This is a genomic window from Pseudomonas huaxiensis (genome assembly GCF_003231275.1).
GTDB classification, from domain to species: Bacteria; Pseudomonadota; Gammaproteobacteria; order Pseudomonadales; family Pseudomonadaceae; genus Aquipseudomonas; species Aquipseudomonas huaxiensis.
Genome location: NZ_QKVL01000070.1, coordinates 1 through 19,950 on the forward strand (window position 1 = coordinate 1; position 19,950 = coordinate 19,950).

Consider the following 19,950-nt stretch of genomic DNA (forward strand, 5'->3'; position numbering starts at 1 on the left):
GAGGCCATTGAGGGTGACTGGGTCATTCAGGTTCTTGATGTCCAGGACCAGATTGGCAGTGCTGGTGTCGCCATCGGCATCAGTCAGGGTGTAGGCAAACGTCTCAGTCCCCGTTCCCCCACCATGCAGATTGAAGAAGTCTGGATCCGCAGGGTTCAGCGTATAGGTGTAAGACCCATCCGCAGCCAATACCAACGTGCCGTAGGTCCCGGTGAAAGTGCCCGCAGTAATCGGCCCGGTAACCCGGTCAGCACCCTGGATGTCGTTAGTCAGCACATTCCCCGTCAGCACCGTCGAGGCTTCGGTAGCAACCGACGCATTGGTATCCGCAACAGCCGTCGGCACGTCGTCGACGATGTTCACGTCAATACTGCCGCTGGTGCTGCTGCCATCGGTGTCGGTGGCGATAACGCTGAAGCTCTCGGTCACGCTGTTGGTGCCGCCAGCATTCGGATGCGCTTCGTTGTCCAGCAGGGTGTAGCTGTAGGTCACCACGCCGGTGCTCGGGTTATAGCCAGTGACGGTCAGGGTGTTGCCGAGCAAGGTGGTCGTGGATTGCGGGAAGCCGGCCGCCACGCCGCCGCTGATGACATTGATGCCACCGACACTCAGGGTCTGCAGTCCATCCGGCGCGCTGATGGTGAAGGTGCCAGTCTGCGTGAGTGCCCCGGCGTCCGGGCTGCTGCCATCGCTCAGGTTTCTCTCGTAGACGCTCAGTTCGCCGCCGCTGTTATCCAGGCCCGTCAGCGTCACCGGGTCGTTGAGGTTGGTGATGTTCAGCACCAGATTGGCGGTACTGGTATCGCCATCCGCATCGGTGAGGGTGTAGGCAAAGGTCTCGGTCCCGTTACCACCACCGTGCAGGTTGAAGAAGTCCGGATCCGCAGGATTCAGCGTGTAGGTGTAGGAACCGTCCGCAGCCAAAACCAGCGTGCCGTAGGTCCCGGTGAAGGTGCCTGCAGTGATCGGTCCGGTCACCCGGTCGGCGCCCTGAATGTCGTTGGTCAGCACATTCCCGGTCAGCACCGTTGAGGCTTCGGTAGCGACCGACGCATTGCTGTCTGCCACCGCAACCGGCTGATCATCGACGATAAGCACGTTCAGGTTGGCCGTGCTGGAGCTGCCGTCGGTATCGGTGGCGACCACGGTGAAGCTTTCCGTCAGGGTGTTCGCCCCGTTGCCCGCCGGATGTGTTTCGCTGTCCAGCAAGGTGTAGCTGTAGGTCACCACCCCAGTGGCCGGGTTGTAGCCGGTGACGGTCAGGGTATTCCCCAGCGGTGTCGTCACGGTTTGCGGGAAAGTGACCGCCACGCCGCCGGAAATAACGTTGATGCCGCCAACGTTCAGGGTCTGCAAGCCATCTGCCGCGGTGACGGTAAAGCTGCCGGTCTGGGTCAGCGCGGCCGCATCCGGACTGCTGCCGGTACTCAGGTTCTTCTCGAAAACGCTGATCGCTCCGGCATTGGCCCCCACCCCGCCCAACACCACCGGATCATCCAGGTTGGTGATGTTGAGCACGAGGTTGGCGTTGCTGGTGTCGCCATCGGCATCGGTCAGCGTGTAGGTAAAAGTCTCGGTCGCGTTCCCACCACCGTGCAGGTTGATGAAGTCCGGGTCCGAGGGATTCAGGGTGTAGGTGTAGGAACCGTCCGCAGCCAGTACGAGCGTGCCGTAGGTGCCGGTGAACGTTCCCGGGATGATCGGGTTGGGCGTGCGGTCGGCGCCCTGGATGTCGTTGGGCAGAACGTTGCCGGTCAGCACGGTCGAGGCTTCGGTGGCCACCGAGGCATTGGTGTCGTCCACCGCCCGCGGCACATCGTCGAGGATGGTGACATCGAGGCTGCCGCTGGTGACATCGCCATTGCTGTCACTGGCGATGACCGGGATGTTTTCGCCCAGCGAGCTGCCGGCGGTCGTCAGGGTGTAGCTGTAGCTGACGGTGCCACTGGCGGGGTCGTACGCGGTGATGGTCAGGAGGTTGCCGGCACCGGTGGTGAAGGACTGTCCTACGCCAGTGACAACGCCAGCCGTCAGCACATTCACGCCACCGACATTGAGGTTGAACACCCCGTCAGGTGCGACCACGGTGAAGGTCCCAACCTGGGTGAGGGCGCCGGCATTGCTGGCCGAGCCCTGTGGCAGATTGGCTTCGTTGACGGTGATCTCGCCGCCCTGCACCGCCAGGCCATTCAGGCTGATCGGGTTGTTCACCAGGGGCGGGAGTGGCTGGTCGTGCGTCACATCGCCGGTGCGCAGGTCCACCAGGTCGGCCTGGAAGTTGAAGCCGGCGGTGGGAAAGCCAATGACCGGATCGACCCGGCCACCCACTTCGGTCAGCAACACGAAACTGTGCCCGCCCCCCAAGGCACCCGGCGCGCCGTTACCGGGGCCGGCGGCGGTCGCCTCGGCATCCTGGGTCGGGTCGCCGCCGGCGGCGATGGCTTGCTGGAGTTTTTCGACGTCGGTCAGTTGCGCTTCTGTCGGGGTCACGACATCCGGGGCTTGCACATGAGGCGCGTGATGATTCAGCAGGTTGCTGGAGAGGGTCAGGCTGCTGTCGCGGCCGAGGGTCAGTTCCCCGCCGTTGGCCAGGTGGACCGCCACCGCCCCGGCCGCGCCGGTCTCCAGTTGTTCGCCGACGAACAGACGGTCACCTTCGACCAATGCCCGCCGGGTTCCGTCACTCGCGACCGCGAACACCAGACCGACCACCTTGCTGACCACACCGATTGACTGAGCCATGTACCCACTCCTCCACCGCCGAGTTCTCTTGCAGGAAGTACGTGGCGTTTCGTGTGCGGGCCAAATGACCGGTGCCCGGATCGAACTACCTGCGACCGCCACATCCGGGGGACTTCAGAGGAAATCCACGATCCGGATCGACGTCGCCGCAGTGGATTGAGAACACCTACTGGCAACTGGCCTTCCGCCAATTTTACGTCGCCAACATTTGCGGTGCTTCCCTTCCCCTCCACGCCTTTCACGCCCTATGTCGAAAAACCACCTGAAAACTTTCTGGCGCCAGTAAAAAAGCGCTTCAGCGCCCGGTATACGTGGCGCTTGGGTTAAACAATGTGCTGGTTTCCTTAGACCGCATAAGTTTTTTTTCGCATAACCCTTATGAAAATTTCTTCTTAGCTTCGCGCGCAAATGTTCTTAGCTCTGTTGTTACAAGCCTGAAACGGTTTGACCTCAATTTTTCGTCATTTTATTGGCGATGCTGCACCTAAAAATGGAACTCAGGGAGAAGTAACCCATGCGTGTTTTGAACCCACTTACCAGTGCAGTTTTACTGGCCATGGCCTGCGCCAATGCCCAGGCCATGTCTTTGCAGGAAGCTGTGCAAAGCGCCGTGGATTACCACCCCGAAGCCAAGGCAGGAATAAACAGCAGGTTGTCTGCCGATGAAGATGTGAAATTCGCGCGCGGCGGTTACTACCCGAGCGTCGATCTGGTTGCCGGCTATGGCCGTGAGCGCTCTGACAACACCAATACCCGCACCCTGAATACCGACGGCACACGCAGCCACAACAAGGAAACCCTGAACTACACCCAGTCGGAGCTGCGCCTGCGGCAGATGCTGTTCGACGGCTTCAATACCTCCAATGAAGTCGCCCGCACTGAAGCGGTGGTCAACTCCCGCGCCTACTACCTGCAAGCCACCGCGCAGACCATCGGCCTGCGCGCAATCGAGGTTTACCTCGAAGTGCTCAAGCGCCGCGAATTGGTGACCCTGGCCAAGAACAACCTGCAGGCTCACTTGCGGGTCAACGACCAGATCGGCCTGCGCAGCGAGCGCGGCGTCGGCAGCACCGCCGACCTCGACCAGTCCACCGCTCGCCGGGCACTGGCGGAAAATAACCTGTACACCGCAGAAGTCGACCTGGCCGATGCCGAGGCGAATTTCTTCAGCGTCACCGGCCGCACCGCCGACGAGCTGGAAGCCCCGCCTTCGATCAAGGGCGAAATCCCCACCAGCCTGGTCGACGCTCGCCAGGACATGCTGGCGAACAACCCCTACCTGAAATCGGCCCAGGCCGACATCCAGGCCGCCGAGCAACAATATGAAGTGGCGAAGTCGCCGTTCTACCCGCGCCTGGACGCCGAGCTGTCCACCGCCGCCAACAACAACCTGGGCGGCGAGCCGGGCCATTCCAACACCGACTGGCACGCCGGCGTGGTGATGACCTACAACCTGTTCCGCGGCGGCAGCGACAAAGCCCGCCTGCAGTCCGACGCGCACAAGATCAACCAGGCCATGGACATCCGCAACAACGCGCTGCGCACCCTCACCGAGGATCTTTCGCTGTCCTGGAACGCCCTGCAGAACGCTGCCAAACAGACCCCATCGGCCCGCCAGTACGCCGAGACCACCACCCGTGTGCGCGCGGCCTACCAGGACCAGTTCGGCCTCGGCCAACGTACCCTGCTCGATGTGCTCGACAGCGAAAACGAGCTGTACAACGCCAACCGGCGCTACGTCGAAGTGCGCTACATCGAGGAGTTCTCCGGCTATCGGGTGCTGGCTAACATTGGCGAACTGCTGATCAAACAGAAGATCTCGCTGCCGCCTGAAGCCGTCGCCCAGAGCGACGTCAAGACCGACGCGCGGTTGCCTGAAATGCGTTGAGTAGTTTCCGCCGCCTCGGCTGAGGAGTAGGCCATTGTGACCAGCATGCAACCGGCGAGCTCGGCGGACCAACGCCAGAGTTTCGATGATCCGTTACTCGATGGGCTGTTGATCCTCTGCAAGCTGCACGGTTGCACGGCCAGCCGCGCCAGCCTGAGCAGCGGCCTGCCGTTGCCGCAACAACGGCTCAACGTCGACCTGCTACCGCGTGCGGCGGCGCGGGCCGGCCTGCAGGCGCGGATACTGCGCCGTGAGCTGGGCGCGATTTCCGCACTCAACCTGCCGGTGCTGCTGCTGCTCAAGGACGGCCGCTGCGCGGTGCTGCGACGCTGGAAAGACGGCGATCAGGCGCTGATCCTGCCTTGCGAAGCCGACGGCGGCGAGCAGTGGGTCAGCCGCCAGGAACTGGACGAAGCCTACGCAGGCCAGGTCCTTTTCGCCCGCCCCCGACATGAACTCGAAGACCTGCGCAACCCGCTGGTGCCACGGGTCAACGCGTGGTTTCGCGACACCCTCAAACAATCCCGCTGGCTGTACAGCGACGCCCTGCTGGCCAGCCTGCTGATCAACCTGTTGGGCCTGATGGTGCCGCTGTTCGTGATGCAGACGTACGACCGCGTGGTGCCGAACCAGGCCACCTCGACCCTCTGGGTGCTGGTCATCGGTCTGTTGGTCGGCACCCTGTTCGAACTGGTGCTGCGCGTAGTCCGCGCGCATCTGCTCGACCAGGCCGGCAAGAAGACCGACATGATCCTCTCGGCGACCCTGTTCGAGCGCATCACCGGCATGTCGATGAAAGCCCGCCCGGCCACCATCGGCGGCTTCGCCCAAAGCATTCACGACTTCCAGGGCCTGCGCGAATTCCTCACTGCGGTGACCCTGACCAGCGTCATCGACCTGCCCTTCGTGGTGCTGATGCTCGCGGTGATCGGCCTGCTCGGCGGTTGGCTGGTGGTGATTCCGCTTGTCGCCTTCCCGCTGACCATCGTCTTCGCCCTGCTGATCCAGATACGCCTGCGCGACACCGTGCAGAAAAGCCTGACCCTCGGCGCAGTACGCCAGGCACTGCTGATCGAAACCCTCGGCGGCCTGGAAACCCTCAAGGCTTGCGGCGCCGAAAGCGAACGCCAATACCAGTGGGAAAGCACCCATGGCGCCCTCACCCAGCTGGACGTCCACGCCCGCAAACTCTCGGCCCTGGCCACCAACGGCACGCTGTTCATCCAGCAGTTCTGCGGAATGGCGACCATCGTCGCCGGGGTGTACAGCATCATCGCCGGCAACCTCAGTGTCGGCGCCCTCGTCGCCTGCTACATGCTCGGCAGCCGGGTGCTCGCGCCGCTGGGACAGATCGCCGGGCTGATCACCCGTTATCAACAGGCGCAATTGACCATGCGCAGCACCGACGCCCTGATGGCCCTGCCCCAGGAACGCCGCAGCGACCAGCAACCGCTGGAGAACACCCGCCTGCAAGGGGCGCTGGAAGTGAGCCGGGTCCATTTCCGCTATCCCGGGCAAGCCGCGCCGGCGCTGAACAACGTCAGCTTCAGCGTCAAACCGGGCGAACGCATTGGCATCATCGGCCGCAGCGGCTCGGGCAAAAGCACTCTGGCGCGGCTGGTGATGGGCTTCTACGAGCCGGACGAAGGCCAGATCCTGCTGGACAACCTCGACCTGCGCCAACTGGACATCACCGACCTGCGCCAGCAACTGGGCTACGTCGCCCATGACCTGCCGCTGCTGGCCGGCAGCCTGCGCGACAACCTGACCCTGGGAGCGCGTTACGTGAGTGACGCGCGGATGCTCGAAGTCGCCGAACTGACCGGCGTCAGCGAACTGGCCCGACAACACCCGCGCGGTTTCGACCGCCCGCTGGGCGAGCGTGGTCAACTGCTCTCCGGCGGCCAGCGCCAGGCCGTGCTGCTGGCCCGCGCAATGCTGCTGGAGCCGCCAATCATGGTGCTGGACGAGCCCACCAGCCACATGGACAACAGCAGCGAAGAACAACTGCGCCAGCGCCTGCAGGGCTGGATCGAGGGCAAAACGTTGCTGCTGGTCACCCATCGCACCTCGATGCTCAGCCTGGTTGACCGCCTGCTGGTGCTGGACAACGGCAAGATCGTTGCCGACGGCGCCAAGGATGCGGTGATCGACGCCCTGCGCAAGGGGCGTATCGGTCAGGCCCTTTAGTCTCACAAGAGGTGCGCAATGTCCGCCCTACGCAGCTACTTCCAGAGCTTCAACAAGACCGCCGAGCACGAATACCTGCCGGACCTGGCGAACGCAACGCTGCAAGACTCGCCGCGCCGCTCGCGGCTCACCGTATGGCTGGCTGCGACCTTGCTGCTGGTTGCGCTGGTGTGGGCCAAGCTGGCGGTGCTCGACGAAGTGACCACCGGCGAAGGCAAGGCGATTCCGTCGAGCAAGGTCCAGGTGATCCAGAACCTGGAAGGTGGCATCGTCACCGAGATCTTCGTCCGCGAAGGCCAGATGGTGAACAAGGGCGACACCCTGCTGCGCCTGGACGACACCCGCTTTCGTTCCAACAAGGGCGAGAGCGAGGCCGACCGCTACGCCCTCACCGCCCAGGTCGAGCGGTTGTCCGCCGAGACCGAGGGCAAGCCGTTCCAGGTGTCCCCGGAGATACGCAGCAAGGCACCACAAGTGGCCGAGGATGAAATGGCCCTGTACCAGTCGCGCCAGCGCCGCCTGAACAGCGAGAAGCAGACCCTCAACGAACAACTGCGGCAGAAGACCCAGGAACTGGCCGAGTTCCGCTCCAAGCTGGACCAGTACCGCTCGGGTCTGGCCCTGCTGCAGCAGGAGCTGGACATGTCGACGCCGCTGGTGAAAACCGGGGCGATTTCGCCGGTGGAAATCCTCCGCCTCAGACGCAGCGCGGTGGAAGCCCGCGGTTCGATGAACGCCACCAGCCTGGCGATCCCCCGGGCCGAGTCGGCCGTGGCGGAGATCAAGAGCAAGATCGAAGAATCCGAAGCCACCTTCCGCTCCGACGCGGCCAAGGAGCTCAACGAGAAACGCACAGACCTGTCGAAGATCACCGCCACCAGCGTCGCCATCGACGACCGGGTCAATCGCACCACGGTGGTGTCGCCGGTGCACGGCATCATCAAGCTGCTCAAGGTCAACACCATCGGCGGCGTGGTCCAGCCCGGCAGCGACCTGGTGGAAGTGGTGCCGCTGGAAGACAACCTGCTGATCGAAGCCAAGGTCCGGCCGCAGGATGTTGCATTCCTGCATCCGGGGCAGAGCGCCATGGTCAAGTTCAGCGCCTACGACTACTCCATTTATGGCGGGCTCAAGGCGCGGCTGGAGTTGATTGGCGCTGACACCGTCACTGACGACAAAGGCAACGCCTTCTACATGATTCAGGTGCGCACCGACAAAAATCATTTGGGCGGGGACAACAAACCGCTGTTGATCATCCCGGGGATGGTGGCGACGGTGGACATCATTACCGGCGAGAAAAGTGTGCTGGATTACTTGCTGAAGCCGGTGCTGAAGGCGCGGACGGAGGCGTTGCGGGAACGTTAGACAGTGGCCCCATGCTCTGTAGGTGCGAGCTTGTCGGGGCGCCGAACCGTCGCAAAGGCGGTCCCAACCACGGGCTTCACCTGGGAAATGGCTGTGTTGCTAAGGGCTATCGCGAGCAAGCTCGCTCCTACAAAGTCCACGGCACGGTGCAATGAACTGTAGGAGCGAGCTTGCTCGCGATGCGGTGTCTAGCCCTCACACATCAGCGCAAATGATTACGCTCAAACGTCTCCCGCCCCATCGCCGCAATCTGCCCCTCGATCAAGGCATCGAACGGCTTGAGCAGTTCATCGAATCGCGCTTCCCCTTCCAGCGCATTCAGCGCCTGGGTCACCGCCTCGATGGTCGACAACGCCCCAGCTTCCGGCGCCTTGCGCAGCCGGTAGCGGGAAGGCTGGACGCTCGCCAGGGTCACCCGCGGCAACGCCTCCAACAGTGGATTCAGGTAAAGCAGCTTGCGCGCCTTGCGCCAGGTGCCATCCGGCACGATCAGCAGCCAGGGACGCGGATCGGGATCTTCGCCATACGCCCGCAACGGCTGCGCCTGCTCACCGGGAAACAGCAGGCCCACCCGATACCCCGGCGCGGCAATCAGCTCGGCCAGCCCGTCGAACACCTCGCCCACCCGTAACTCGCCATTGCGCAGGCCAAGGGCGGCAAGGCGCGCGGTATTGAGGGCATGACGGACTTCATCGGGATGCTGCAACAGGACCACGCGGGTGCGGCTGTCGAGCGACGGAATCAAGGGACAAAGGCAACGGGACTGCGGACGCTGACAGCGCTCGCACTGGATTCTGGACATCGGGTTCTCCTGGGCGGACAAAGTGTGCCACAGCAGTCCCGGAAAAGACCCACATCCCTGTGGGCAGGATGGTACGACTAGCGGTTGAAGCGTTCGGCCAGGTCGTGCAGGTACTCGGCCATGCGTTCGAGTTCCTGGCTGATTTCGGCCCCTTGCCTGGCTTGGCCGGCACTGTGATCGCACAACTGCGCAATGCGCACGATCTGTTGGTTGATGTCTTCCACCACATGGCTCTGCTGCTCGGAGGCCGTGGCGATCTGCTGGCTCATGCCGGTGATACGACTGACCGCCTCGCTGATGCCGCTTAGCGCCACCTGCACCGCCTCGACACTGTGCACGCTGTCGCGGGATATCTGCTCGCCCTTGTTCGCGCTGTTCACCGCCCGATCAGCACCCGCCCGCAGCGAGGCGATGATCTGGTGGATTTCCTCGGTCGACGCGCGGGTCCGCTGGGCCAGCGAGCGTACTTCGTCGGCGACCACCGCGAAGCCGCGCCCCTGCTCCCCGGCCCGTGCAGCTTCGATAGCGGCATTGAGGGCCAGCAGGTTGGTCTGCTCGGCGATCGAGGTGATCACATCCACCACGCTGCCGATGGACTGGGTCTGCTCGGCCAGAGCGTGCACCGCCTGCCCGATATCGCTGACCGCATCCGCCATGCTGCTCATCGCCCGCAAGCTCTGCTGCGCCAGCGTGCTGCCCTGGCGGGTCAGTTCGTCGGCATCGGACGCCGCGTGCGCGGTGTTCTGCACGTTCTGGGTCACCTGCTGGATGGTCGCCGCCATCTGCGCAATAGCCGTCGCCGACTGATCGGTCTCGCTGCGCTGGCGGTCGAGCATCTGCGCCTGGGCACCGGACAAATCTGACGACTGCGACGCCCGCGTTCGTACGCTGACGCCAGCATCCACCAGCCGGGCCAGCGCCGTCTGCAAGCGTGCTTCCTCGCTGATCATGGCCAGGTCCAGTTGCCCTTGCAGGCCCAGATTACGGCTGTAGGTCAGGGCTACCAGCGGGCTGGTGAACGCTTTCGGGTGCTCCCCGAGAGTGCGGCGGATCACCCGGCTCTGGCGGTTTTCCAACAGGAACCAGGCCGACAACAGGCTGGCCAGCAACACCCCAAGGGCGGCGTATTGTGGCAAGGCCAGGTAGGCGATCACCGACACCACACCAGCCCCGACCAACGGCCAGCCATGTTCGAGCACATCCAGCGTGCGCGCCGCCCACGGGGTGGGTGAACGTCCGGCGCGCAAGCGCTCGTACAACGCCGCGGCGCGCTGCACCTGATCACGGCTGGGCAGCGAACGCACCGACTCGTAGCCGCTGATCCGACCATTCTCGTAGATGGCCGTGACATAGGCGCTGACCCAATAGAAGTCACCGTTCTTGGCGCGGTTCTTGACCACGCCCATCCACGGCTTTCCCTCCTTGATGGTCTCCCACATATGGGCGAACACCGCGGGAGGCATGTCGGGATGGCGTACCAGGTTATGGGTTTGGTTGAGCAGTTCGTCGCGGGTGAACCCGCTGATGGCGACAAATGCATCGTTGCAATAGGTGATGCGGCTGGTCAGGTCGGTGGTGGAGATCAGCCGCTGCTCTTGGGGGAAGGTTCTTTCCTGCTCACTGACGGGCAAATTCATGCGCATCTTGGGCGTTCCCTGCTGACAAGGTGGGGAGGAAGTTTCATCACGGCAAGAAAAGTAGTAGCAGAGCATTAACCCTTTCGTGATGCTTTTTACCACTTGCACAAAGTAATTTTCGCCGACGTTCGCCTCACGCAGGCGTCAGTTGCGCCCGCAGCAGGTCGCGGAAGGTCTGGATGAGCGGTTCGCGACTGCGACCACGACGAATGATCATCGAGAACGGCGCCTGATAACCGAAGGTCGCGGGAGATAGCACCCGCAAGTCGCCTTTATCGGCCCACGCTTGCGCGTAATGCTCCGGCAGGTAGCCGATATAGGCGCCAGACAGCACCAGAATCAGTTGCGCCTCCATGCTTTCCACCGTCGCGGCGCTGTGTTTGAAGCCGTGCCGGGCCAATTCGGCCTGGCTCCAGTAACCCCGCCCGACCATGCGCTGCTGGGTGATGACCTGCTCGGGAATCCTCCGTTCGCTGAACAGCGGGTGACGGTTACTGCAATACAGCCAGTGCTGCTCGCGGTACAGCGGCTGATAGACCAACCCGCTCATGCGTGTGGAGAAGGCGCCGATGGCGAGGTCCAGGCGATTGTCCTGCACCCCCAGTTGCAACTCATACGGGCTGGACACCGACAAATGCAGGTGCACCGCCGGGTGTTCCTGGCTGTAGGCGCCGATGGCTTCGGCCAGTGGCAAGGCGCGATCGCCCACGGTGGAGTCGATCACACCCAGGTTGAGGGTGCCACGTAGCTCGCCCTTGAGCGCCGCGGCGTATTGCTCGAAACCGTCCAGTTCGGCCAGCAGACGCAAAGTCTCCTGGTGAAACAGCTCGCCCTTGCTGGTCAGGCTGAAGCCGCCACGGCCGCGATGACACAGCACGATGCCGAGGGCGGCCTCGAGCTGGCTCATGTAGGTGCTGATGGCCGACGTGGAGAGGTTGAGGTCGCGCTGGGCATTGGCGAAACCCTGGTGGCGCACCACGCTGGCGAAGATACGCAGCAGCTTCAGATCGGGCAGGTTCGAGGCCATGAAAACGGAGGTCCGCAGGTCGGAAATGGCGACAGTCTAACCCCGCTCCCGCCGATAGTTCAGAAAAACCTGAACTAAGTATTTGCCTGTAGCGATTCTTCTACGGCACTACCTTTTGCAGACTTTGCCGCACTGCAACTGTTCCAGGGCACTTTCGGCTGGCTGGCCGGCGTTGAGAACAGGTTTCAACAACTAGAACAATCGAACCGATGAGGCCCGAAACCGTGGACAAGATCCTGCACCAACCACTGGGCGGCAACGAAATGCCGCGCTTCGGCGGCATCGCAACCATGATGCGCCTGCCCCACCTGCAAAGTCCCGCCGGCCTCGACGCCGCCTTTATCGGCGTGCCGCTGGACATCGGCACTTCCCTGCGCTCCGGCACCCGCTTCGGCCCGCGGCAGATCCGCGCCGAATCGGTGATGATCCGTCCGTACAACATGGCCACCGGTGCCGCCCCGTTCGACTCGCTGTCGGTGGCCGACATCGGCGATGTGGCGATCAACACCTTCAACCTGCTCGACGCCGTGCGCATCATCGAAGAAGCCTACGACACCATCGTCGAACACAATGTCATCCCGCTGACCCTCGGCGGCGACCACACCATCACCCTGCCGATCCTGCGCGCGCTGCACAAAAAGCACGGCAAGATCGGCCTGGTCCACATCGACGCCCATGCGGACGTCAACGACCACATGTTCGGTGAGAAAATCGCCCACGGCACCACCTTCCGCCGCGCCGTCGAAGAAGGCCTGCTGGACTGTGACCGCGTGGTACAGATCGGCCTGCGCGCCCAGGGCTACACCGCTGAAGACTTCAACTGGAGCCGCAAACAGGGCTTCCGCGTGGTGCAGGCCGAAGAGTGCTGGCACAAGTCGCTGGAACCACTGATGGCCGAAGTCCGCGAGAAAGTCGGCGGCGGCCCGGTGTACCTGTCCTTCGACATCGACGGCATCGACCCGGCCTGGGCGCCCGGCACCGGCACCCCGGAAATCGGCGGTCTGACCACCATCCAGGCAATCGAAGTGATCCGTGGCTGCCAGGGGCTCGACCTGATCGGCTGCGACCTGGTTGAGGTGTCCCCGCCCTACGACACCACCGGCAACACCTCGTTGCTCGGCGCCAACCTGCTCTACGAAATGCTCTGCGTACTGCCCGGCGTTGCACGTCGCTAATAGCCAAGGCAAGGAAAGATATCAGGCAGGAGCCATGACGGCGGCCCGTTGAAGACGGGCCGCGCTACGAAGAATGACCCGCGGCGGCCTACCCGACCGCGAGATCGATCTCACATAAAAAAGATAATTGGAGACACCCATGGCCTTGGACATATTCGTTGTACTGATTTATGCCGCCGGCATGCTGATACTGGGCTGGTACGGCATGCGCAAGGCAAAGACCCACGAGGACTACCTCGTGGCCGGCCGTAACCTCGGCCCGAGCCTGTACATGGGCACCATGGCCGCAACGGTACTGGGTGGCGCGTCCACCGTCGGCACCGTGAAACTGGGCTATGTGCATGGCATTTCCGGTTTCTGGCTGTGCGCGGCACTGGGCCTGGGCATCATCGCCCTGAACCTGTTCCTCGCCAAACCGCTGCTGCGCCTGCGCATCTTCACCGTCACCCAGGTACTGGAAAAGCGCTACAACCCCATGGCCCGCCAGGCCAGCGCCGTGATCATGCTGGCCTACGCGCTGATGATCGGCGTGACCTCGACCCTGGCCATCGGCACCGTCCTGCAAGTGCTGTTCGAACTGCCGTTCTGGAGTGCGATCCTGCTCGGCGGCGGCGTGGTGGTGGTGTACTCGACCATCGGCGGCATGTGGTCGCTGACCCTGACCGACATCGTCCAGTTCGTGATCAAGACCGTCGGCCTGATGTTCGTTCTGCTGCCGATCTGCCTGTACCGCGTTGGCGGTTGGGACCAACTGGTAGCCAAGCTGCCGGCGGCCAGCTTCAGCCTGACCACCATCGGCTGGGACACGATCATCACCTACTTCCTGATCTACTTCTTCGGCATCCTGATCGGCCAGGACATCTGGCAACGGGTGTTCACCGCCCGTGACGAGAAGGTCGCCAAGTACGCCGGCACCACCGCAGGCGTGTACTGCGTGATCTATGGCCTGGTCTGCGCGGTGATCGGCATGGCCGCTCACGTGCTACTGCCGGACCTGGGCAACGCCAACAACGCTTTTGCCGCCATCGTCAAATCCGCCCTGCCTGACGGCATCCGCGGCCTGGTGATCGCTGCTGCGCTGGCGGCAATGATGTCCACTGCCAGTGCGGGTCTGCTGGCTGCGTCCACCGTTCTGACCGAAGACCTGCTGCCACGGCTGCGCGGCGGCAAACAGTCGAGCCTGTCGATCAACCGCCTGTTCACCCTGCTGACTGGTCTGGCCGTGCTGGCCATCGCCCTGGTGGTGGAAGACGTGATCAGCGCCCTGACCCTGGCCTACAACCTGCTGGTGGGCGGCATGCTGGTTCCGCTGATCGGCGCCATCTACTGGAAACGCGCCACCACCCGCGGTGCGATCACCAGCATGACGCTGGGCTTCGTTACCGCGCTGGTGTTCATGATCAAGGATGGTATGGACGCGAACACCCCGATCTACTACAGCCTGGCGATCGCCCTGGTGAGTTTCGTAGTGGTCAGCCTGATGTCTCGCTCGGAAGTGAATGCGGCGAAACTGGCTTAAAGCGCAGTGGCAAGTTTCAAGTGGGGAGCTGCAAGAACAAACCGACCTGTGCGATACCCGGTCTTTCTTGTAGCTTGCGACTTGTAGCTTTCAGCTGAAAAAAAGGGCCTGCACAAAGCAGGCCCTTTTTCTTTGGGATGAAGAACCTCATCGCTGCGGTTCGGTGCCCCGAACCGCAGCGATGAGGCCTCTGAATAGTTCAACGTCGAGGCTGACGCTTGCGCTTCTCGTCGTCACTGGGGATCGGCACCGGTTGCATCGGCGGGACCAGGCCCAAGGCAACAGCGAGGTCATGGAGCCAGTTCATCATCAGGTTTTTCATAAGTCCCCCTTGAGGGTCATCGTCCAATCCAGTTTGGCTACGATGTTTCCTAGCAATCATAGCCTCAAGTCCCACAAATCGCTTGCGTAAATTCCTACGCCCGTGACTTGCATCAAGCGCTGAGCGCCGTTCCGACAGCCGGTCCTTCCCGCCCCTCTTCCTGCAGGCTCACCCAGGCATCCAGATTCGCCCCGCGCATGCCCCGCCGCCACACCAGCCAGGTGGTCGCCAGGTCAAAAGGCGCCTGCAACCGGTGCACCGCAACGTTCTCGCGCCCCGGCAGGCTGTCGAGCATCGACTGCGACATCAATGCCACCCCGGAGCCCGCCACCACACAGGCCAGCATGCTCGGGTAGGACTCGATCTCCATGGCCCGGCCCATGGCCGCGTGATCATGGGCGTACCACGCCTCCAGCCGCATGCGGTAGGAACAGCCCTTGCGGAAGGTGAACACCGCCCGCCCCGCCACATCCCGCGCGCTGCGCACCGGCGGATGGTCCGACTCGGTGATCAGCACCAGGGTTTCCTCGCACAGCGGTACGCCGTCGAGACCGGCCAGCGACAGCGGCCCGTCGAGCATGGCAGCGTCCAGCCGACCGGCGAGCAGTCCTTCCAGCAACTCGCCGCTGGGCGCGGTCTGCACCTGCAGGTTCACCGCCGGGTAGGTCCGGTGATACCGCGCCAGCAATCCCGGCAGGTGAATCGCTGCGGTGCTGTACATGCTGCCGAGGATGAACTCCCCGGCCGGCTCTCCGCCCTGCACCGCGGCGAACGCCTCATCGTGCAGCGCCAGCATGCGCCCGGCGTAGTCCAGCAACACCTTGCCGGCCGGCGACAACTGCAGGCGCTGGCGCTCGCGGTGGAACAACTCCACGCCCAGTTGCTCCTCGAGCTGACGCAACCGCGTCGACAGGTTCGACGGCACCCGGTGCAATTGCTCGGCGGCGCGGGTCACCGAACCGGTCTCGGCGACCGCCTGAAAGATGCGCAACTGGCTCAGCTCCACAGCCGTTCTCCAAAAGTGAACAAGTTGCTCATCATTATTCAATTTTTAAGAAAATCAACCACCGGTAGTCTGAACGCATCACTTGCCTTGCAGAGGAATACCGGACATGTCGCCCACACTGCGTCTTCTGGCCAGCTTCGTTGCCCTGATGATGGCGATGGGCATTGGCCGCTTCGCCCTCACTCCGCAACTGCCGCACCTGGTCGGCGAAGGTCAGTTGAGCCTGACCACCGCCGGTCTGGTCGCTGCAGCCAACTACCTCGGTTACTTCCTCGGCGCGCTGGACGCCATGCTCGCCCGCCGCCCACAACAAGTGCGGCTGCGCCTGAACCTCGGGCTGTGGTTGTGCGTGCTGCTGACGGTGCTGTCGTTCTGGGCTGACAGCTTTATCACCCACGCCCTGCTGCGTTTCGGCACCGGCGTGGCCAGCGCCTGGGTAATGGTGATGATCACCAGCCTGAGCCAACCCCTCGCCGCACGCAGTAACCTGCCGCGACTGGGCGCCCTGGTGTTCGCCGGTCCCGGCCTGGGCATCATGCTGACGGGGCTGCTGGCGCTGGTTTCGAACCTGTACGGGCTGAGCTCGGCGCCGCTGTGGCTGATCTACGCCGCCGCCGCGTTGGTCATGCTGCTGGCCGTGCGGCCAATGCTGCCGCAGCCAGAAGAGGCGCCAGCCACGCCGGCGCCAACACTGGCTGCCACACCTTCGCGGGGTATCCCGCGGCTGGGCCTGATCTACGGCCTGTACGGCATCGGTTACATCATCCCAGCGACGTTCATGTCGCAGATGGCCAGCGCACGCTTCCATGGCCAGTGGATGGCCGATCTGTTCTGGCCCGGCTTCGGCCTCGCCGCCGCGGTCGGAGTGATACTGCTGAGCCTGCGCCGACCACTGCCGGGCAGCACCTCGCGCTGGTTGATGGTGACACTGTGGCTGCAGGCCATCGGCGTTTTCGCCTGTCTGATGGGCGACGGTCCAGGGCTGGCGCTGGGGGTGATCTTCTGCGGCACGCCGTTCCTGGCGTGCATGCAGTTGGTGATGCAGCGCTCGCGGGAACTGGCGCCCCATACCACCCAACGCAATGCCGGCCTGCTGACAGCCTGTTTCGCCACCGGCCAGCTCGGCGGGCCCTTGCTGGCGGCGCTGAGCAACCTGTTCGCCGGCAGCCTGCAACCGGCGCTGCTGGTCGCAGGCGCCGGGCTGATGCTGGCGGGAGCGCTGAGCTGGCGGCCTGAAACCTATCAGAACGCCCCTACTCGTCATTCGCCCGCACCTGACAGACGCTGATCAGTGCCATAAACGAGCATCGCCGCTCCGTTTTCGAAGGAGCGAATGGCATGGCGGATCAAAACACTGACAACACCCTGTATTTGACTGAAGGCCTGCTGATCGAGGCTTACCCGGACCCCAACCGCATACCGCGAGCAGGAGATGGCGGCGGTGGGCGGGGCTCAGGCGGCTGGGGGCTGACCGAGGGCCCCAGGCGTGGTCAGGGTGGCCCCGGGCGATTCACAGGTCCGGCAATACCAGGTTTCAAGACGGTCATCATCGAGGAGCACGTAAATTTCACTCAGATCGTCGATACCGAATACGAACCACGCTATTCGACACTCGACGCCACTCTCCAGGCCCAGATCAACGCGGTAAAAAACACTTCCTCCAACGCGACTCTCCCGACTGCCGATCGTTTCAAAGCAGAGCACAAGGGCCTGCTGGAATTCATTGCGCAGAAACAGAGCGAATACCACCACCAGGCATCCATCGCGAATGCGTTCTGGGGGACCAGCCCGCTCTACAAGCCCTCGTTCTTTCTGGCGCACACCGCGCAGGAGGCGGTGAAAAACGGGCAGTTTGAAACACTCTTCACGGATTACATGAAGGCTTACGGCGCCGTCCACGAGTCGAAAATACTTGATCGGACACTCGCCGCAGCCACAGCTCAGCTGGGTTCATTGGCTGATGCCGTTGCACAGCACGAAGACCTCACCGCTCTGGACTACGGAGGAAAAGCCGACGCGCTTGCCAACAACGCCCAGAGAATCAGAGCAGAACAACAGATCCACTTTCAATTGCTGCCGTCCGCGCTGCAGGCAGAAATCGTACAGCGCAGTGGAGAGGTTCAGGGGCTCTCCTCGACAGAGGCGCTGAGTCGTTATCAAGACACCTTGCAGTTGATGCTCAACAACATCGCCCTGTCCGTGCGCCCTTACGTGACGGCCAACCCGAAAATAACGGCTCCGCTGACCCGTACAGAGCTCGAAGCGCTGAGAAGCCTGATCGAGGGTCAGCAGTCAGGGATCATCGGCCCACGCTGGAGCGACTATCACCAGAACACATTGTCCAACGAATATGCCCGCCACCTGCAGCACACACTGACCGCCTTCTCAGCGCTGCAAGGCCGGGCCCAGCAGCTCAATCAGCAACTGCATCAGGCCAACCAGGAAGAAATTGCACGCAGGGCCGCCGAGCAACAAGCCCAGGCAGCGGTACTTCGTGAAATAGCGCAACAGCGCGCTCACATCACCTATGCCTCAGTGTCCGGCGCCTCCGCGTTACCCTTCATCGCCCCGTTGGGCGGCAGTTCATTCCCGATCACGCCGGCAGCCTACGGCGCACTGCAATCGGCCATTCGCCTCGCCATTCCCGCCTTGCGAGTCGCGGTATTGGCCAGCGGGCCGGCGTTACTCGCGACGATAGTCGTGGGAGCCGTAGTCATTCCCTGGCCCAAGGATGAAGAGCAGCAACGCATCGTCATCTCCATACCGTTGGCCGATCTGTCCCCTCCACACGACCTGGACCTTGCAAACGCGGCAGCCTCCGGCAGTAGCGTGGCATTGCCCTACAGCCCGTTCGCCCTGACCGAGGAATCGCAAACCACCCTCTTCATCACTGATACGACCCATGCCGGCGCATTGGGTCGGGTACCCGTGATAGCGGCCCAGTACGACGCTCAGCAGCAGGTTTACAGCGTCGTACTGGAAAACCCGCAGAGGATTCTGACCTGGACGCCAGCCACCGCCCCAGGAAGCGAAACCTCTCCAACGACGACGCTACCCGAGCATCAACCAGATCCCTCCCTCTACGAAGGTGCCAGCCTGATCCCGGTTCAAGGACAGGTCGAAAGCTACCCGGCACTGGACCTCATGGATCAGGAACGCCTCATCATTACCTTCCCGGAGGATTCGGGGCTTGAACCGATTTACATCATGTTCAAGAACCCGCGGGATTATGCGGGGACCGGGACAGGAAACGGGCGGAACATTTCGGGCTGGGGAGAAGCAATCTACAGCGCTTCCGGTGCGCCACTTCCTACACGGGTAGCGGACAAACTGAGAGGGCAGATTTACGGCCGATGGGACAAGATGCGCGAGGCGATATGGAAGGCCATAGCCACCGATCCTGATTTGAGCGAGCACTTCAAAGAAGTAAGTCTGAACAAAATGCGAAATGGTGGATCGCCCTATGCAGTAGAAGGCGCGGTAGGAAAAAGACGAGTTCTAGAGCTGCACCATATCCAGCCCATCGCAGACGGGGGAGCAGTCTATGACGTTGACAACCTCGTCATCATGACGCCAAGCGCTCATGTCGATGTACATAAAAAAGGGGAAAAATAATGGATCTGAGACCGACCATTGAGGACTACACCGAAACCGAGTTCCTAGTACTTGTGACCTTGCTGTTCAGAAACGACTCACCATTGCAAGGGCGAGAATACGATAAGTTCGTGGATGGGGTTCTCAACCATATCGAAACCATCAGCGAGCTTCCCAACGCATTCCAAGTCATCTGTTTCCCAACCGAAGGTGAGGACGACAGCCCCGAAGGCGTCGTCAAACGTATCAAGGACTGGCGTGCTGCCAACGACAAACCCGGTTTCAAGCCTGAATAAACCGTCACCAAGATGCTTCCTTCACGAATACAGAAACCCGCGAAGGCCTACACCGTCGCGGGTTTCTTTTAGCATTGGCCTGTGCTGTACGGCGCCTGTGGCCACGCTTTTCCTATATCGGAACCTAGCGCTGCCCCAGCAACGAGCTCAGACATTCATTACGGAGAGAAGCCATGAACCAGAAAAAACAACTCAATGACTATACAGAGCAGGAGTTTCTGGTTTTGCTGCAGTCGGTCATCGACCCTGAAGATGGGATCACCGAGCAAGCACATGACAAGCGCATCGACCTGTTTATGGAAGTATCCGAACACCCCACTGCATCGGATCTTATTTACTGGCCAGAAGAAGAAGGCCTCGATACTCCGGAAAATATCATAAGAATCA

The 19,950-nt window shown here is 62.4% G+C and carries 14 protein-coding genes and 2 pseudogenes; 9 read left to right on the forward strand and 7 right to left on the reverse strand.

What is annotated here, in order from left to right; genetic code table 11:
• On the reverse strand, positions 1-2,742 hold a 2,742-nt coding region (locus tag DM374_RS31165), incomplete at its 3' end, for a retention module-containing protein (protein ID WP_157969782.1).
• A 514-nt stretch (positions 2,743-3,256) separates the two neighbouring features.
• Here DM374_RS31165 and DM374_RS31170 point away from each other — a divergent pair.
• The 3 genes from DM374_RS31170 to DM374_RS31180 are packed head-to-tail and all read left to right on the forward strand — an operon-like array spanning position 3,257 to position 8,185.
• Positions 3,257-4,630 carry a TolC family outer membrane protein gene (locus tag DM374_RS31170; protein WP_110973349.1) on the forward strand — a complete coding sequence of 458 codons (1,374 nt, stop codon included), beginning with the start codon at positions 3,257-3,259 and terminating at the stop codon, positions 4,628-4,630.
• Positions 4,631-4,675: 45 nt separating this feature from the next.
• Entirely contained in the window at positions 4,676-6,820 is a 2,145-nt protein-coding gene (locus tag DM374_RS31175) for a type I secretion system permease/ATPase (RefSeq protein WP_404821404.1), read from the forward strand.
• 18 nt (positions 6,821-6,838) lie between these two features.
• Entirely contained in the window at positions 6,839-8,185 is a 1,347-nt protein-coding gene (locus tag DM374_RS31180) for an HlyD family type I secretion periplasmic adaptor subunit (protein WP_110973351.1), read from the forward strand.
• 202 nt (positions 8,186-8,387) lie between these two features.
• Here the strand turns inward: DM374_RS31180 and DM374_RS31185 are convergent, their stop codons facing one another.
• The 4 genes and pseudogenes from DM374_RS31185 to DM374_RS31195 all read right to left on the reverse strand — a co-directional run bounded on the left by DM374_RS31185 (position 8,388) and on the right by DM374_RS31195 (position 11,651).
• Positions 8,388-8,987, reverse strand: coding sequence for a tRNA-uridine aminocarboxypropyltransferase (locus tag DM374_RS31185; protein WP_110973352.1), 600 nt, complete (start codon positions 8,985-8,987; stop codon positions 8,388-8,390).
• A 77-nt stretch (positions 8,988-9,064) separates the two neighbouring features.
• Positions 9,065-9,580 (reverse strand): annotated as a pseudogene (locus DM374_RS34615) (methyl-accepting chemotaxis protein); the annotation flags it as partial.
• 768 nt (positions 9,581-10,348) lie between these two features.
• Positions 10,349-10,699 (reverse strand): annotated as a pseudogene (locus DM374_RS34620) (PAS domain-containing protein); the annotation flags it as partial.
• Positions 10,700-10,757: 58 nt separating this feature from the next.
• Positions 10,758-11,651, reverse strand: a complete 894-nt coding sequence (locus DM374_RS31195) for a LysR family transcriptional regulator (RefSeq protein ID WP_110973354.1) — start codon at positions 11,649-11,651, stop codon at positions 10,758-10,760.
• Between the two features lie 224 nt (positions 11,652-11,875).
• Here DM374_RS31195 and speB point away from each other — a divergent pair, with 224 nt between their 5' ends.
• Both speB and DM374_RS31205 read left to right on the forward strand, forming a co-directional pair.
• The gene (gene speB, locus DM374_RS31200) at positions 11,876-12,826 is read left to right on the forward strand and encodes an agmatinase (protein WP_095154326.1); all 951 of its coding nucleotides are present in this window, start codon (positions 11,876-11,878) and stop codon (positions 12,824-12,826) included.
• Positions 12,827-12,965: 139 nt separating this feature from the next.
• Complete coding sequence (locus tag DM374_RS31205) at positions 12,966-14,345, forward strand: sodium:solute symporter (protein WP_110973355.1); 1,380 nt, start codon at positions 12,966-12,968, stop codon at positions 14,343-14,345.
• Positions 14,346-14,544: 199 nt separating this feature from the next.
• Here the strand turns inward: DM374_RS31205 and DM374_RS34115 are convergent, their stop codons facing one another.
• Together DM374_RS34115 and ptrR are read right to left on the reverse strand one after the other, a co-directional pair.
• Positions 14,545-14,667: a PA1414 family protein gene (locus DM374_RS34115; RefSeq protein ID WP_263854306.1), complete on the reverse strand. Its 123-nt coding sequence runs from the start codon at positions 14,665-14,667 to the stop codon at positions 14,545-14,547.
• 112 nt (positions 14,668-14,779) lie between these two features.
• Positions 14,780-15,673: a putrescine utilization regulator PtrR gene (gene ptrR / locus DM374_RS31210; RefSeq protein WP_110973356.1), complete on the reverse strand. Its 894-nt coding sequence runs from the start codon at positions 15,671-15,673 to the stop codon at positions 14,780-14,782.
• 106 nt (positions 15,674-15,779) lie between these two features.
• Here ptrR and DM374_RS31215 point away from each other — a divergent pair, with 106 nt between their 5' ends.
• The 4 genes from DM374_RS31215 to DM374_RS31230 all read left to right on the forward strand — a co-directional run.
• Positions 15,780-16,961: an MFS transporter gene (locus tag DM374_RS31215; RefSeq protein ID WP_110973357.1), complete on the forward strand. Its 1,182-nt coding sequence runs from the start codon at positions 15,780-15,782 to the stop codon at positions 16,959-16,961.
• Positions 16,962-17,011: 50 nt separating this feature from the next.
• Positions 17,012-19,288: an S-type pyocin domain-containing protein gene (locus DM374_RS31220; RefSeq protein ID WP_110973358.1), complete on the forward strand. Its 2,277-nt coding sequence runs from the start codon at positions 17,012-17,014 to the stop codon at positions 19,286-19,288.
• Complete coding sequence (locus DM374_RS31225; protein WP_110973359.1) at positions 19,288-19,563, forward strand: bacteriocin immunity protein; 276 nt, start codon at positions 19,288-19,290, stop codon at positions 19,561-19,563. Before DM374_RS31220 ends, DM374_RS31225 begins: the two co-directional genes overlap by 1 nt.
• Positions 19,564-19,736: 173 nt before the next feature.
• Positions 19,737-19,950 (forward strand): bacteriocin immunity protein (locus tag DM374_RS31230; RefSeq protein WP_110973360.1); only part of this gene is annotated, 214 nt, incomplete at its 3' end.

What these genes read in the sequence shown, in the direction of transcription:
- DM374_RS31170 (WP_110973349.1), top strand. Translation starts at nt 3,257, where the DNA reads ATGCGTGTTTTGAACCCACTTACCAGTGCAGTTTTACTGGCCATGGCC.
- DM374_RS31175 (WP_404821404.1), top strand. Translation starts at nt 4,676, where the DNA reads ATGCAACCGGCGAGCTCGGCGGACCAACGCCAGAGTTTCGATGATCCG.
- DM374_RS31180 (WP_110973351.1), top strand. Translation starts at nt 6,839, where the DNA reads ATGTCCGCCCTACGCAGCTACTTCCAGAGCTTCAACAAGACCGCCGAG.
- DM374_RS31185 (WP_110973352.1), bottom strand. Translation starts at nt 8,987, where the DNA reads ATGTCCAGAATCCAGTGCGAGCGCTGTCAGCGTCCGCAGTCCCGTTGC.
- DM374_RS31195 (WP_110973354.1), bottom strand. Translation starts at nt 11,651, where the DNA reads ATGGCCTCGAACCTGCCCGATCTGAAGCTGCTGCGTATCTTCGCCAGC.
- DM374_RS31205 (WP_110973355.1), top strand. Translation starts at nt 12,966, where the DNA reads ATGGCCTTGGACATATTCGTTGTACTGATTTATGCCGCCGGCATGCTG.
- DM374_RS34115 (WP_263854306.1), bottom strand. Translation starts at nt 14,667, where the DNA reads ATGAAAAACCTGATGATGAACTGGCTCCATGACCTCGCTGTTGCCTTG.
- DM374_RS31215 (WP_110973357.1), top strand. Translation starts at nt 15,780, where the DNA reads ATGTCGCCCACACTGCGTCTTCTGGCCAGCTTCGTTGCCCTGATGATG.
- DM374_RS31220 (WP_110973358.1), top strand. Translation starts at nt 17,012, where the DNA reads ATGGCGGATCAAAACACTGACAACACCCTGTATTTGACTGAAGGCCTG.
- DM374_RS31225 (WP_110973359.1), top strand. Translation starts at nt 19,288, where the DNA reads ATGGATCTGAGACCGACCATTGAGGACTACACCGAAACCGAGTTCCTA.